At 45.8% G+C, this 15,558-nt stretch carries 7 protein-coding genes and 1 other RNA gene; 6 read left to right on the top strand and 2 right to left on the bottom strand.

Annotation, left to right across the window (positions count from 1 at the left end; all coding sequences use genetic code 11):
* Positions 1–162 precede the first annotated feature (162 nt).
* On the bottom strand, positions 163–1,911 hold the full coding sequence (locus QZ938_RS13745; protein WP_293352031.1) for an ABC transporter ATP-binding protein: 1,749 nt from the start codon (positions 1,909–1,911) through the stop codon (positions 163–165).
* A 309-nt stretch (positions 1,912–2,220) separates the two neighbouring features.
* Between QZ938_RS13745 and groL the strand changes: the two genes are divergently transcribed.
* The 6 genes from groL (at position 2,221) to QZ938_RS13775 (ending at position 13,180) form a co-directional block, all read left to right on the top strand.
* Positions 2,221–3,921 carry a chaperonin GroEL gene (gene groL, locus QZ938_RS13750; RefSeq protein WP_293152181.1) on the top strand — a complete coding sequence of 567 codons (1,701 nt, stop codon included), beginning with the start codon at positions 2,221–2,223 and terminating at the stop codon, positions 3,919–3,921.
* Between the two features lie 635 nt (positions 3,922–4,556).
* Entirely contained in the window at positions 4,557–8,792 is a 4,236-nt protein-coding gene (locus tag QZ938_RS13755; protein WP_293352033.1) for a PAS domain-containing protein, read from the top strand.
* A gap of 111 nt (positions 8,793–8,903) precedes the next feature.
* On the top strand, positions 8,904–10,067 hold the full coding sequence (corA, locus tag QZ938_RS13760) for a magnesium/cobalt transporter CorA (protein WP_293152187.1): 1,164 nt from the start codon (positions 8,904–8,906) through the stop codon (positions 10,065–10,067).
* A gap of 434 nt (positions 10,068–10,501) precedes the next feature.
* Positions 10,502–10,936, top strand: an RNA gene (gene rnpB / locus QZ938_RS13765) — RNase P RNA component class A.
* Positions 10,937–11,187: 251 nt separating this feature from the next.
* Positions 11,188–11,895 (top strand): ribonuclease III, encoded by a 708-nt coding sequence (rnc, locus tag QZ938_RS13770; RefSeq protein WP_293152190.1) that lies wholly within the window; start codon positions 11,188–11,190, stop codon positions 11,893–11,895.
* A 187-nt stretch (positions 11,896–12,082) separates the two neighbouring features.
* Positions 12,083–13,180: a Gfo/Idh/MocA family oxidoreductase gene (locus QZ938_RS13775; RefSeq protein ID WP_293352035.1), complete on the top strand. Its 1,098-nt coding sequence runs from the start codon at positions 12,083–12,085 to the stop codon at positions 13,178–13,180.
* 169 nt (positions 13,181–13,349) lie between these two features.
* Here the strand turns inward: QZ938_RS13775 and QZ938_RS13780 are convergent, their stop codons facing one another.
* The gene (locus tag QZ938_RS13780) at positions 13,350–15,428 is read right to left on the bottom strand and encodes an ATP-binding protein (protein ID WP_293352037.1); all 2,079 of its coding nucleotides are present in this window, start codon (positions 15,426–15,428) and stop codon (positions 13,350–13,352) included.
* Positions 15,429–15,558 lie beyond the last annotated feature (130 nt).

The following is a 15,558-nucleotide window of genomic DNA, read 5'->3' on the forward strand; positions in this document are numbered from 1 at the left end:
CTAAAGTCCTCACTACGAACCTGTCGGAAGAAGGACTAAAGTCCTCACTACGAACCTGTCGGAAGAAGGACTAAAGTCCTCACTACGAACCTGTCGGAAGAAGGACTAAAGTCCTCACTACGAACCTGTCGGAAGAAGGACTAAAGTCCTCACTACGAACCTTTAATGCAGCAATTCTTCTAGTTTTTGCTGGTTCCATAAATACTGATACAGCCCTGTTTCCTTTACCAATTCTGCGTGAGTGCCGCTTTGCACTATTTCTCCCTTTTCCATGACAAATATGCGATCGGCACTGGCGGCGGCTGACATTTGGTGCGAGATGAAAATTACGGTTTTGCGATCGGTTCCGGTTGCCAAGTTCTGTAAAATATCGGTTGCAGTTTGATTGTCTACGCTGGAAAGAGCATCATCTAAAATTAGCACTGGAGCGTCAACTAACAAGGCTCTAGCTAATGCTGTTCTTTGCCTTTGTCCGCCGGACAAGGTAATGCCGCGCTCGCCGACAACTGTTTTGTACTGTTGCGGAAAGTTGAGGATTTCTGGGTGTATTTGTGCTTGTTTCGCGGCTGCTTCAATTTCTGGCTCTTCTGCTAAAGGATTGCCGTAGCGGATGTTATTCTTGATGGTAGTACCGAACAAAAAGCTTTCTTGGGGCACGTAGGCGATCGCCCCGCGCAACTCCCTCAACTTCACCTCGGTAATATCCTGCCCGTCTACAAACAACTCACCTGCATCGATATTCAGCAAGCGCGGCAGGGCATTGGCCAAGGTTGATTTACCAGAACCGATCGCCCCAACAATCGAGACTGTTTCGCCCGGTTTGATGGTAAAATTGACATCTTTGAGCGCGGGTATCTTAGCACCGGGATAGGTATAATTCAAATTGCGAGCGACTATTTCACCTTTGACGGGACTTGGCAAGTCCGCTGCATCGGGAGCATCCTTAATTTGCGCTTCCACAGTTAAAATTGATTCAATGCGATCGACACTGACTTCTCCGCGCTGGTAAGCAGTAATTGTGAAACCCAACAGCGCCGTGGGAAATACCAAACGCTCGACATAAATTAGCAGCGCCACAAAATCGCCGATGCTAATGTCGCCCTTAGCAATTGCTCCGCCACCCGCAGAAAGCAGCACCAGCAAACTGATGCTTGCCAAACCGCCCAGCAGTGGAAAAATAAAGTTTCTAGTTTGGGCTAATGTCAAATTGGCTGATAGCAACTTGGCGTTACAATCGCGAAAAGCTCGACGTTCATTTTCTTCTTGAGCATAGATTTTAATTACGGACATTCCGCTCATATCCTCTTGAATTAAATCGCTCATTGCCGAGAGTTCTTCTTGCACGGCTAGTTGCTGGATGCGAAGTTTGTCGCTAAATAACTGTACCAAAACTAGCATTAATGGATAAACTGCGATCGCCAACAGCGTCAGCCGTACATTAATCCCCAGCATCACCGGCAAAGTCAAAGCATAAGCAAAGGCTGTATTCGCCAAACTCAGCACTGCAAAACCCACCAAGCGGCGAATATTGTCCAAGTCGGAAGTAGCGCGATTAATTAAATCCCCTACAGTATTGGCAGCAAAATAAGACGGTTCTAATGTTAATAAATGATTAAATATTTGCTGTTTGAGGTCAAATTCTACTTGACGCCCGACGCCAAACAGCAGAATCCGCGATGCCATCCGAATTCCCCACATGATTGAAGCTAGTACGAGAATCAGTATCACGTAGTTGAAAACTTGGTCAAATTTAGTCGCCACTTGGAGTGTGTCAACTGCATTCCGAATCAGCAGGGGAATATAAACGCCTACAGCATTGACAATTAATAGCGAAAAAACGCCCCAGAATGTGGGTTTCCAGTGCGGGCGCATATAAGAAATGAGTTTTTGCAGTCGAGAATAACGAGCCATAGGTATAACAGTTGACAGTTGACAGTTGACAGTTGACAGTTGACAGTTAGTACCCGAATTTAACCGTTGATACGTATAGCAGTTGACAGTGGACAGTTGACACTCCATCCGATCGCCCGCAATGGCACAAATAACATTATATCTGCGGGGAAACCGCAGTGCCGTCCTCTACTCACCCCGACTGCTCCCCCAAATCCGCCCCCGCCAGCCCCACACTTCTGAGGGACACGCTACAATCTAAAGTCGATCGACTTAGCACTCAGAGTCAGAGAGTGCTAAATTTGCTAATGTAAGCGCAAGGAGACAAACATGACCAAAATAGTTGCATTTAGCGACAAATCTCGGCGGGCACTGGAACGCGGCGTCAATCAACTCGCCGATGCAGTCCGCATCACCTTGGGCCCCAAAGGCCGGAATGTCCTACTCGAAAAGAAATTCGGCACTCCCCAAATCGTTAACGATGGTATCACCGTTGCTAGGGAAATTGAACTCGAAGATCCTCTCGAAAATGCTGGCGCTCGCTTAATTCAAGAAGTCGCCTCCAAAACTAAAGATATCGCAGGCGACGGCACCACCACCGCTACCGTGATTGCCCAATCCCTCATTCGCGAAGGTTTGAAGAATGTCGCAGCAGGCGCCAATCCAGTCGCACTGCGCCGCGGGATTGAAAAAACGATCGCCCATTTAGTCCTAGAAATCGCTAAATTAGCGAAACCAGTTGAAGGATCTGCCATTGCTCAGGTCGCCACTGTCTCCGCCGGTAACGACGAAGAAGTCGGCGACATGATTGCTCAAGCAATGGAAAAAGTCACCAAAGATGGCGTCATTACTGTTGAAGAGTCGAAATCTCTGTTGACAGAATTGGAAGTTGTCGAAGGGATGCAGTACGATCGCGGATATCTTTCCCCGTATTTCGTCACCAACAACGATCGCATGGAAGTTGAGTACGAAAACGCTCGCATCCTGATTACCGACAAAAAAATTAACTCCATTCAAGAACTAATTCCGCTTCTTGAAAAAGTTGCCCGCACCGGTTCACCGCTGATCATTATCGCCGAAGATATTGAAGGTGAAGCTTTGGCAACTTTGGTCATCAACAAAGCACGCGGTGTATTGAATATCGCAGCTACCAAATCTCCTGGTTTTGGCGAGCGACGCAAAGCCATGCTACAAGATATCGCCGTTCTGACCGGCGGTCAACTGATTTCTGAAGAAGTCGGACTCAGCATTGATACCGCAACACTAGAAATGCTCGGTACCGCCCGCAAAATTACGATCGACAAAGAAAACACCATCATTGTCGCTGGCGACGAACACAAAGCAGACGTGCTATCACGGATCGAGCAAATCCGCAAGCAGCTAGCAGCGACGGATTCTGACTACGACAAGGAAAAATTAACCGAACGCATTGCCAAACTTGCTGGCGGTATTGCTGTAATTAAAGTAGGCGCAGCTACCGAAACCGAACTCAAAGATCGCAAACTCCGCATTGAAGACGCCCTCAACGCTACTAAAGCTGCTGTGGAAGAAGGTATCGTCGCTGGAGGCGGCACGACGCTGATTCACCTGATTACAAAAATTGATGCCATCAGAAGCACTTTAGACGCTGAAGAGCAAATTGGTGCTGATTTGGTTGCAAAAGCTTTGGAAGCACCTTTGCGTCAAATCGCTGATAATGCCGGTGTTGAAGGTTCGATCGCGATCGAGCGAGTGCGGGCTAGCGAATTGAACATTGGCTACAACGCTCTCACCGACGTTTACGAAGATATGATTGCCGCTGGAATTATCGATCCGGCTAAGGTAGTGCGATCGGCTTTACAAAATGCCGGTTCCATTGCTGGCATGGTTTTGACCACTGAAGCTGTAATTGTCGAAAAACCCGAGAAGAAAAAAGCTGGTGGCGACATGGGCGACATGGGCGGCATGGGCGGCATGGGCGGCATGGGCGGCATGGGCGGCATGGGCGGCATGGGCGGCATGGGCGGCATGGGCGGCATGGGCATGATGTAGTCCATTATTGTCAACTTAACGTCTAATGTTCCGATCCCCCCTAGCCCCCCTTAAAAAGGGGGGAACCGGAAGCACTCAAAGTCCCCCGACTATCAGGGGGGATTTAGGGGGATCCCTCGGATAGACGATTAAGCCCTCCGATCCCCCCTAGCCCCCGTTAAAAAAGGGGGAACCGGAAGCACTCAAAGTCCCCCAACAATCAGGGGGATTTAGGGGGATCTCACCTCCGATAAAAGCGAGATTTATCAATGGTTCCAGCCTTGAGTTGACACGAATGCGCCCACCCCCTCTCTCTCCCCCCTCTCCCCATCTCTCCCCCTCTCCCTATCTCTCCCCCTCTCCCTATCTCCCTATCTCCCTATCTCTCCCCCAACTGTCAACTGTCAACTGTCAACTGTCAACTGTTGAACCCCTCTCCCTTTTGTATCCGATGCGTCTTGTTGAAAAAAAGAGCAGATGCTCTAATTAAGTTATATTCCAAAACATACTATTTCCTGAAATTTTTTGTATTATAGGGAACGGGCCGAAAATTGTACCGGGAACGCCAGCAGTAAAGTGCGAAAAAATATTTGAGTGAGTTAAACTAACTTTAGGAAAAATTTAAAGCTTAACTTGCAAGTGATCAAAAAATACCCATGCAGGAAGTTATCAACTCGTTACAGTCTTTTTTCTCTGACTCTGTTGATGCTTTCCTAGAGTGCGATCGACAGCAAAAGTACATATCGATTAATCCTGTAGCTGCTGCTTGGATGGGATTGGAGCCGGCTGAAGCAGTCAACAAAACGAATCGGGAATTGTTGAAATTATATCCCAATAATACAGCTCTAAAAAATATAATCTCTCAGATTGATTCCTGCCTGCAACAAGTATTTATCACAGGGGAAAAAAAGCTGGCAATTCACGAGGTGACGGCGGCAGACGGGGGGATTAAAATCTACGAAACGGCTTACACGCCAGCGCTGGATGTCTCTACCAACCAGATGCGGGTTTTGGGTGTCGGTAGAGATATCACCAGACACTACCGCTGGCAGCAGCAGAAAACTCAACAGTTGCGTCGCTCGAATCATTTACTGTGGTTGAATGCAGCTAACAGTCCCCTGGCAATGGTAGGCTGGGATGAGAATTTTCGGATCGTTCAGTGGTCGAAACGTGCTGAAGAAATCTTTGGCTGGACTTCCGATGATATGCTGGGCAAGCATTTCGGCGATTTGGACTTGGTTTGCGAGGACGATCGAGAGGCTGTAAGTGCGATCGAACTCGAACTAGCCTCCGGTAACGGCAATACTTCAATCAATCAAAATAAAACCAAATGCGGACAAGTTATTTGGTGTCGTTGGTTCAACTCGATTATTCGCAGCGGCGACACTTTTACAGTGCTTTCTTTGGTGGAAGATATCACGGATCGCAAACGGCTGGAAGCAGAAAAAGCCCAAGCTTCTCGCCTCACAGCAATGGTAGCCGATGTCGGTATTGCCCTCACCAAACACCCTCAAGATATCCTGCTTCCCTGTTGCGAAGCAATGGTACGAAATCTCGATGTCGCCTCTGCTGAAATTTGGACTTTTAACTCTCAATACAATATTTGCGAGTTGCAAGCAACCTCTGGAATCTACAGCCGCACAGACGAGGTTGCTAGATTTATTCAAAATAAGGTTAACTCGATCGCCGAACAGCAAAAACCACTATTTGACTGCCGATTTGAACTGAATCATTTGGGGCTAGAGGAGCAAGAATGCGGGGAAGCCACGCCAGCACACAGTTCGCAATTAGCAATTATCGACAGCAGTCACAATCGGGGAAATTGCCAAATCCCCAAGCAAATTCTTACCTTCGCCGGCTATCCTTTAATTGTCGAAGAAAGGCTAGTGGGAGTCATGGTAATTGTCAGCCACCAGTCGCTGACAGTACCCTTTGAAGAAACTTTAGGATCCGTTGCCGATGTCATCGCTTTAGGCATCGAACGCAAGCGTGCAGAAGCTGAATTAAAATCAGCTAGAGGGTTCCTCAATTCCGTAGTAGAAAATCTGCCCTTGGGAGTTTTTGCTAAAGATGCTTCTTCGCTAAAATTCGTGCTGTGGAATAAGGCGGGGGAAACGATCGCAGGTGTGACATCTCAAGAGGCGATCGGCAAAAATGACTATGATATTTACTCCAAAGAACAAGCTGATGTTTTTACCGCTCAAGACAGGGAAATATTGACCAGTCATCACAACCAATCTCTGGTTAAAGAAATAGCCGAAGAGCCGATCCAGACTCGCCACAAAGGTATGAGAATACTACACACCCGCAAAGTGCCAATTCTCGACGCTCAGGGCCATCCTCAGTACGTTTTGGGGATTACAGAAGATATTACCGAACGCAGGCAGGTAGACGAAAGCGTGCGCCTCTACGACCAAATTGTTGAGAATATGCAAATTGGTTTGTACGTCTATCACTTGGAAAATATAGAAGATGATAGCACCTTGAGGGCGATCGCCTCTAATCCCGCTGCCACTAGGTTTACAGGGCTAGAAATGGCCGACGTTTTGGGCATGACAATCGACGAGATTTTTCCGCATTTGCGATCGAAAAACATTCCCCAAGCATTTGCTGAAGTAATTCGCACTCAAAAAGCCGTAGAAGTTGAAGATATTGACTGCGACGAATCAGGAAAAATAACTCTTGCTTTTTCTATTAAAGCTTTTCCGTTACCTAACAACTCCGTAGGCGTGGCATTTGAAAATATTACAGCTCGCAAGTGCCTGGAAGTAGAACTGCAAGTAGCATTGGCACAAACCGAACGTTCGGAACAACTGCTGCGGACGGTAATCGACAAAACCAGTGACTGGATTTTTGCCAAGAATAAACAATTTCGCTATATTTTAGCCAACAACAGTTTAGCCGAAGCGATCGGTAAAACAGTCGAAGAAATAATTGGCAAATCAGATTTAGAATTAGGATTTTCAGAAGAGCTAGTATTTGGAAACTCCGCACAAAATCTCCGAGGATTTCGCACAGATGATTCTGCTGTACTGGCAGGCGAAATCATCCACAATCCCTGCGATGCTGCAACTGTTGCTGATGGTTCAATACATATTTTAGATACCAAAAAAGTCCCTCTGCGCGATGCTGAAGGTAATATATTTGCAGTGCTAGGTTTTACTAACGATATTACAAAACGCCATGAATCGGAAGCAGCTTTGCGTAGGAGTGAAGCCAGATTTAGGTCTTTGGTTGCTAATATTCCTGGAGTGGTTTATCGCTGGCGTTGCGATTTTTCTACAAGTTTTATTAGCGAGGCAATTTACTTAATAGCGGGCTACCCGGCTGGGGATTTTATTTCGCGTTTGGACAGCAAAGGCAGAACTTTTGCTAGCATTATTTACCCCGAAGATTTGGCAAAAGTAGAAGCAACTATTCGGCAAGGAATAGAAAATAAACAGTCTTATAATTTAGAATACCGCTTGCTAGCAGCAGACAGCACGGTTAAATGGGTGTGGGATAAAGGTTCTCCAGTGTTCGACGCCGATGGGAGCGTTTCCTGTTTGGACGGGGTGATTTTGGATATTAGCGATCGCTACTACGCCCAAGAAGCATTGCGCCAAAAAACTTCTGAGTTGGAATCTGTTTTTCTAGCATTGCCGGATCAGTATTTCCGCCTCAATGCTGACGGCATTATTTTGGATTATTTGTCAGGAAATTCAGCGGATTTGTATCTGAATTCCGACTCTTTTCTTGGCAAACAAGTGACCGATATATTGCCAACAACCGCCGCTAGCCAGCTAGAAGAGGCTCTACTGGAAGTTGCCGAAAATAGAACTCCAGTTAGTCTAGAGTATTCCCTATCCATGCCGTCTGGGGAAGAAACCTATGAAGCGAGATTGCTACCTTTTAACTCGAATCAGGCAATAGTTATCGCCCGCAATATTACCAAGCGCAAACAAGCCGAATCAGAATTAAAAGATAAAAATCGCGAACTAGAGCAAACCTTGCAACAATTAGGCCGGACTCAAGCTCAATTAATTCAAGCAGAAAAAATGTCGAGTTTGGGACAGCTAGTGGCCGGAATTGCTCACGAAATCAATAATCCTGTTAGTTTTATTTACGGCAATATTATTCACGCTAACGAGTATGCAAAAAATTTGCTGCAATTGTGTAGTTTGTATCAAAAAAATTACCCGCAACCAGTAACGGAAATTGCGAATTTTGCTGAAGAAATAGAAGTAGAATTTATGCAAGAGGATTTCCCGAGCCTGCTGAATTCAATTGAAAATGGAGCCGATCGCATTCGCGAAATTGTTCTGTCTTTGCGTAATTTTTCCAGACTGGAAGAATCTGATATTAAGCGTGTTGATATTCACGAAGGAATTGACAGCGCTCTATTAATTTTGCAACACAAACTCAAAGAAAATGGTAGAAATCGCCCGATTGAAATAGTCAAAGAATATGGTATGCTACCACCCGTACAGTGCTATGTCGGACAGTTAAATCAAGTGTTTATGAATATACTAAGTAATGCGATTGATGCTTTGGCAAATATCAGAAATAGAAAATTGGAATTGGCGAGTGCAGCGGATGGGGAACGGCAAAATTTTTCTACTTTACCTTTGGCTTGTGACGCATTTCCTTTGATTCGGATTCGCACGGAGGTTTTGGAGAACAATCGGGTGGCGATCGCAATTTCGGATAACGGGTCAGGAATGGCAGAGTCTGTTCAATCTCGGATATTTGACCCGTTTTTTACTACTAAACCAGTCGGTAAAGGTACTGGTTTGGGGCTGTCTATCTCCTACCAGATTGTGGTGGAAAGACACAGGGGCAAGCTGGACTGTATTTCCGCGCCCGGTGGTGGCACTGAATTTGCGATCGAGATTCCTATTAAGCAAAGGTAATTAGTCAGTTGACCTGGGACAGTTGACCTGGGACAGTTGTTATTTAAAATTGATGGTTATACTGGAAAAATGATAGTCTAATTAAATGTTCCAAAACTCGGAAATATCAACATGGTATACAAAAGCATACATACTTCTAGTGCCGTTCCCAAACCAATTAAAGATGATGATGATTCCTACGTTGACTATTTTTATGACGATCCAGGAGCGATGCCGGGAACTCTCGACTTAGAACCCGATGCGCCACCTCCTGAGATTATATTAATTGACTATTGCGAGACAGGAGCTAGCCGCGCCGAGTTGGCAAATCCTAGAGAAGCTGCTGCCTATTTAGATACAGAATCTGTTTCTTGGGTGGATATGTTGGGATTGGGAAACAAAGAAACCTGGAGACAAATGGGCGAAGTATTTAATTTGCACGTTATGGCTCAGGAAGATGTAGTTAATGTTCCTCAACGACCGAAAGTTGTAGACTATGAAGAACACCTTTTAATCATTGCTTGGATGGTGATGATTAAACCAAATTCAGATAATTTTCATAAAGAACAAGTAAGTTTTATTTTGGGCAAGCATTACCTGCTAACTGTTCAAGAAGAACCGGACTATGATTGTTTTGACCCGGTGCGAGTTCGCATTCGCAAAGGACAAGGAACTATTCGCAAGCACAAAGCAGATTATCTGGCTTATACTCTCCTAGATTCGATTATAGATGGATTTTTCCCTGTATTAGAAGTTTACGGAGAGCGGATTGAAGAGTTAGAGGATGAAGTGGTGGTGCGCCCAACGCGAAAAACTCTTGAAAAAATTTATAAAATCCGGCGAGAATTGCTGACGCTGCGCCGCGCCATTTGGCCGCAGCGGGATGCAATTAATGTTTTGATTCGCGATAGCAGCGATTTGATTAGTCCTGAGGTGCGAATTTATCTGCGCGACTGTTACGATCACACGGTGCAGGTGATGGATATGGTGGAAACTTATCGGGAGTTGTCTTCGGGTTTGATGGATGTTTATCTGTCTTCGGTTGGCAATAAAATGAATGAAATTATGAAACTGCTGACGGTGATTTCGAGTATCTTTATTCCTCTAACTTTTGTGGCGGGAGTATACGGGATGAATTTCAATACAGAGAAATCACCGTTGAATATGCCGGAACTGAATTGGTATTTTGGCTATCCACTTTGTTGGGGGCTGATGCTAGCGATCGCCTCTACTTTAGTTTACTTTTTTTGGCGGCGCGGCTGGTTTGAGAATTTTTCTACTCTTAAGGATGACTGAACCCAGGAATTCGATAAAATGCGATCGCCACCCAGGACATTTTTTAGGAGAGCAGGGCGGTTTTATTGTCAGGATAGGAAATCTCAAACTACCAAAAGTATCGCTCAAAGATCGGCTCGCACTTGAGCCAAGGTACGTAGTTGCGCTTGGGCGCTCTTTATAAATATTAGGAAAGAGCGCCCAAGCGCAACTACGTACCTAATTTGGGCATTGATATAGCCTTTCGATCTCTCATATGAGGTACTCATGGGGATAGGGCATTGGGCAAACAGGGCAAACAGGGCATTGGAATCGCGGGTATACCTCACTTTTTTGAGAAAGGCTATATCATCGATCAAAACTTCTTAAGCTCCCAGATTCAATTCTGCAAGTAAATCTAAAATCTAAAATCTAAAATCTAAAATCGCTGGCTTCCTGTACAATAAATCTGGGGAAAAAGTAGGCGCAGGCGGTTGCGGATTAGCGGAAGCTGGTCTGAGGAAAGTCCGGGCTCCCGAAAAACCAAACTTGCTGGGTAACGCCCAGTGCGAGCGATCGTGAGGATAGTGCCACAGAAAGATACCGCCCCCCATTTAGAGATTGGAGATTGGAGATTGGAGATTGCATCAAAAATCGATCGTCAAAAATCGCAAAGTGTTAGGGGTAAGGGTGCAAAGGTGCGGTAAGAGCGCACCAGCAGCATCGAGAGGTGCTGGCTAGGTAAACCCCGGTTGGGAGCAAGGTCGGAGGGACTATGGTTGGTTTTTTACCGGTTCCGTTCTTTGGTACCGCTTGAGGCGTCTGGTAACAGGCGTCCCAGATAGATAACTGCCCTCGAAAACTGCTTGCAGTTGAGAGAACAGAACCCGGCTTATGTCCGACTTTTTCCCCTCCAATTTTTCGGTAAGGTTCGCCCATCAGCACCCACAGAAATATTTGGGTAACTGAACATTTGGTTTTGTAATGACAAGCTTTTTTATTAAAATGAATTTGATATTCTTTTCAACAATTCATGCTACTTTATACAAGCTCCCAACCCGGATATTATTCAGCAAGCGAAATCTGCAATTATAAAATATTATCTGAAAATTCAAGTCTAAAGTATAAAAAACTAAATCCTAAATCTAAAATCTAAAATCGTATGATTTATCCAGGTCGCCAAAAGCAACTTGAAATATTAATTGAAAAATTGGGGCTGCCGAAGGATGCTGCGATCAAATGGCATCTTGTAGATTTGGCTTTGACTCATGCTAGTGCGTCTGCTAAGGCAAATTACGAGCAATTAGAGTTTGTCGGCGATGCTGTGGTGCGGCTGGCGGCTTCGGAATTGTTGTTTGAAATTTATCCTGACTGTGCGGTGGGGGAATTTGCTGCTATTCGATCGATCTTGGTGAGCGATCGCATCCTTGCTAAAATCGCTGACAGTTACGGGTTCGATCGCTATTTAATCGTTTCCAGCAGCGCCGCCTCGGACAAAACAGGCGCAGTGCCCAGACTGGCAGATTCTTTGGAAGCCTTGCTGGCCGCCCTTTATTTGAGTGCCCAGACGTTAGAATTAGTTCGCCCTTGGCTCGATCCTCACTTTCAGCGCCTAGCGGCGGAAATTCGCAGCGATCCCGCCCGCCAAAACTACAAAGCTGCCCTCCAGGAGTTGACTCAAGGCAAGTATAAAACTTTGCCCAAATATAGCGTGCGAGAAACCGGGACAGTACAGGGCGGCGAGGATCGTTTTACCGCCGAGGTTCACATTCAGGGAGAGTTGGTAGCAGAGGGAAAAGGTCGATCGATCAAAGCGGCCGAACAAGCAGCGGCCCAGGCAGCTTTTAATAAATTAGTTGATTGTCCGTAATTGAGAATTTAAAAAAAATGTAACAAACAAGGTTCGTAGTGAGGACTTCAGTCCTTCGCCTTAAGGACTAAAGTCCTCACTACAAACCTTGTTTATGGCCCTCGTTCTAACTATTTTTTTTATTAAAAAACCTAAAAAAATTACCAATTATGTTATAATAGCTGTGCGATTTTTGAAATTATTATCAATGAAAATCGGAATAGCTGTATTGGGTGCTGGCCGCTGGGGAGTCAACCTAATTCGCAACTTTCTCGAACATCCCAACAGCGAAGTTTTAGCGGTAGTAGACCCGAATCGAGATTCATTGGTGGCTGTCCAAAAACAGTTTAATCTGCATCCCTCGGTGATTCTAGCTACCGATTTGTCACAAGTGGAAGCATTGCCGGGACTAGATGCTGTGGCGATCGCCACTCCAGCATCCACACACTACACTCTCGCAACCACTGCACTGCAACAAGGCTACCACGTCTTAGTAGAAAAACCCCTCGCCCTCAACCTCAGTGAAGCAATAGAACTCTGCAAATTAGCCCAAAAACAGCAGCGACAACTCTTCGTCGATCACACTTATCTGTTTCATCCCGCAGTCGATCGCGGTCAAACGATTATTCAGCAGCATCAACTCGGAACCTTGCGCTACGGTTACGCCCAGCGCACCCATTTTGAACCCGTGCGGCATGATGTTGATGCCCTTTGGGACTTGGCCGTTCACGATATCGCTATTTTCAATACTTGGCTGCAACAAACCCCTATTCAAGTCAGGGCGACTGGTACTGTATTTCCGAAGTCAGAAGTCAAAAGTCAGGGGGAAGAAGCAATAAATCAAGCAGAAGGATTAGCAGATTTAGTTTGGGTAACGCTGACTTATCCCGACGGATTTCAAGCATTCATTCACCTGTGCTGGCTAAATCCCGACAAACAGCGGCGCTTAACAGTTGTTGGGAGTTTGGGAACTTTGATTTTTGATGAAATGTCGCCGGAAACTCCTCTAATTTTGCAGCGTGGTGGTTCAAATCGGGGGGACGATGAGGATAATTTTGGCGAAAGTGCGTTAGCGAAGCCCTCGAAGAGGATCGGGACACCACCCACAAGTCTCAGGTACCGGGAAGTGTTAAATTTAGAACCAGCAGAGCCACTGCGGCGAGTGTGCGATCGTTTCCTCAACTGCGTGCAAACAAATACCCCTTGTCCTAGTTCTTCCGGTGCGGCCTCCGTCGAATTAATCCGCATTCTGGGCACTTTGAGCAAATCCCTCGAACTTGGCGGACAGCCCCTGATACCATTTTAGATTTTAAATTTAATACTATTTTTGATTTTAGATTCAGAAAATGCGATCGTTCCAACGGATACGATCGCCCTAAAATTGGTTTGTAGTGAGGACTTTAGTCCTCATGAAAATCCGAGGACTAAAGTCCTCACTACAAACATTTTTTATTGGTAATTCACCAGAGATGATATCAGTCATAACTTTTGAAATTTCCCTTTTCCTTTACCAAGTCCGGGCTGTGAAAATAAAAACTTGACTGCTGATTGACCGGCAAAGAAATCATCACCGCAGTACCTTGATCCACACCCGCGCTGTGCAGGGTAATGCTTCCGATCATAGATTCCATGATCCTTCTGGAGATAGCCAAGCCCAAACCATTACCGCCAAACTTGCGAGTTGTAGAACCATCCGCCATCACAAAAGGTTGAAACAATTTCTGCTGCTGCTCGGGATCTATACCAATTCCGGTATCTTTAATTGTCACAACCACCCAATCGCTTTGGGTGTTGTTGGCGATCCTCTCCGAGGGCTGCGCTAACGCATTTTCCGGCACACTCCCGTTAAAACTACCAGAATTAGTCCTGGCTTCTAACCGCACAGATATACTAATGCTGCCCGACTCTGTAAACTTAACCGCATTGCTCAACACGTTTAAAAATACCTGTTTTAGCTTCTCCGGATCTGCATGAACAATAATCGGATCGTGAGCAGGTGGCAAGTTTAATTTCAAACCTTTTTCCTCAATTTGAGCCGCTTGCAAATCAATCGCGTCTTCAAGTACCTGAGTAATATCAACTACTTCTAACATCAGGGAGAAAGTGCCGGATTCTATTTTAGCAATGTCCAAAATATCATTAATAATATTGAGCAATTGCATTGAAGAGTCGTGGGCGCGCTGCAAGAACTCCATCTCTTCATCTCGGTCATCGCAGTAGCCGTCACGCACAATTTGAATAAAACCAATAATTCCGTTGAGTGGCGTTCTCAATTCGTGAGAAATATTTCCCAAGAATTCATTTTTTAACTGATTGGCAACTTGCGCTTCCTTGGTTGCGATTTCCAATTCTCCTGCCCAGGTTCTGAGGCGCTGTACCATGCTGTTGAGAGCTTCTGATAGTTGATTGAATTCTCTAATTTGGAAATTTTCCGGCACTGCTAGGGGCGCTTCTGCTGTATCCACTGTCTGCGCGTAGTCTCTCAGTTTTTCCAAAGGACGCGCTAAGTCGCGAGACAGATATAAAGTCGCGATGATACTAGCAGCAACCAAACCCACAATTAAATTAAATAAAACTTGCTGAATTTCTTCCAAACCTGACAGAGCATAATCTAAACGAGAGACAGCTAAAATAATCCACTTGCTGTTCTCCTTTCTAGTTGAAGGACTCGGGATAGCAGCGTATCCTGCTAGCAACTCTACACCATTTCTTTCAAAGGAAAATAGGTGGAGAAAAGCCTGTCCGCCAGCCATCGCCCTTCTGAGAATACTTTTTAGTCGATCGGCATCTGCCTCAGCATCGATATTGCGGCCCACGCGGTTGATATTCGGATGCGCCAAAATCGTCCCATCTTGGTCTATAGCCACCGTATAGCCAGCTAGAGAACCCTTCGGAGCACTGGTTTGCACCGGCAGGGCCGACTGCAAACTCAAAGCATAACTCAACTGCCGGGTGTTGCCCCGACGAGTGTAAACTGGAGCGCTCAACACCAAACTAACTTGGCTGTCGCGAGCTTCTTTACTCGCATCTGGAAAATCCTCAGCACCCGAAGCCACCTTCTTGCTGCTGGCTTTTCCCTGTCGCTGGAGAGGCCACGACAGACTGATGTAAACGCTCTTGTCATCCAGCAGAGTTTGCTGCTGCTGCACGGGCGGCCAAAACTTGGCAGGTAGCGACTGAATCGGCTGCTGCCCGCAAGTGCTAGCTATCACTTGATTTGTCTGTACATTAGTCAATTGCAAGCAATCAACCTGGGCTGGCAACCGCTGCCCTAATTGCGCGATAAACTTTTGATAATCCTTCGGCTCTACAGACTGCAACATTGAGTTTTCCGAAGCGCCGATTAGATTGGACTTCAGCGATTTCGACCACTGTTCAATAGTTTCTGCTTTTCTGACTGCACTTTCTGTCAAGTTTAGACGAGCAGTTTCCAGAAGCGTCGAGCGTGCCTTGCGATAGGTAACATACTCCCCCACCAGTAGAACAGGTACGCTGAGCAACAAAATCCGCGACAGTAAAATACGGCGAAAGGAGGATTGACCTAACTTAACCATAGGACATATCAAAATTAAGGTGCAACACCAACAGCGACCATAGTGCAATCAACCAGACGGAAAGCGCGAATCGGTCTAGGGTGCCCTGCTGACCAGACAACACAGCTTCAAAACAACATTTAAACACAAT

The organism is Microcoleus sp. CAWBG27 (assembly GCF_020883145.1).
In the GTDB taxonomy this organism is placed as follows: domain Bacteria; phylum Cyanobacteriota; class Cyanobacteriia; order Cyanobacteriales; family Microcoleaceae; genus Microcoleus.

Excerpts from the sequence above, each read along its gene's own strand:
- QZ938_RS13780 (WP_293352037.1), bottom strand. The coding sequence starts at position 15,428 with ATGGTTAAGTTAGGTCAATCCTCCTTTCGCCGTATTTTACTGTCGCGG.
- groL (WP_293152181.1), top strand. The coding sequence starts at position 2,221 with ATGACCAAAATAGTTGCATTTAGCGACAAATCTCGGCGGGCACTGGAA.
- QZ938_RS13745 (WP_293352031.1), bottom strand. The coding sequence starts at position 1,911 with ATGGCTCGTTATTCTCGACTGCAAAAACTCATTTCTTATATGCGCCCG.
- QZ938_RS13755 (WP_293352033.1), top strand. The coding sequence starts at position 4,557 with ATGCAGGAAGTTATCAACTCGTTACAGTCTTTTTTCTCTGACTCTGTT.
- corA (WP_293152187.1), top strand. The coding sequence starts at position 8,904 with ATGGTATACAAAAGCATACATACTTCTAGTGCCGTTCCCAAACCAATT.
- QZ938_RS13775 (WP_293352035.1), top strand. The coding sequence starts at position 12,083 with ATGAAAATCGGAATAGCTGTATTGGGTGCTGGCCGCTGGGGAGTCAAC.
- rnc (WP_293152190.1), top strand. The coding sequence starts at position 11,188 with ATGATTTATCCAGGTCGCCAAAAGCAACTTGAAATATTAATTGAAAAA.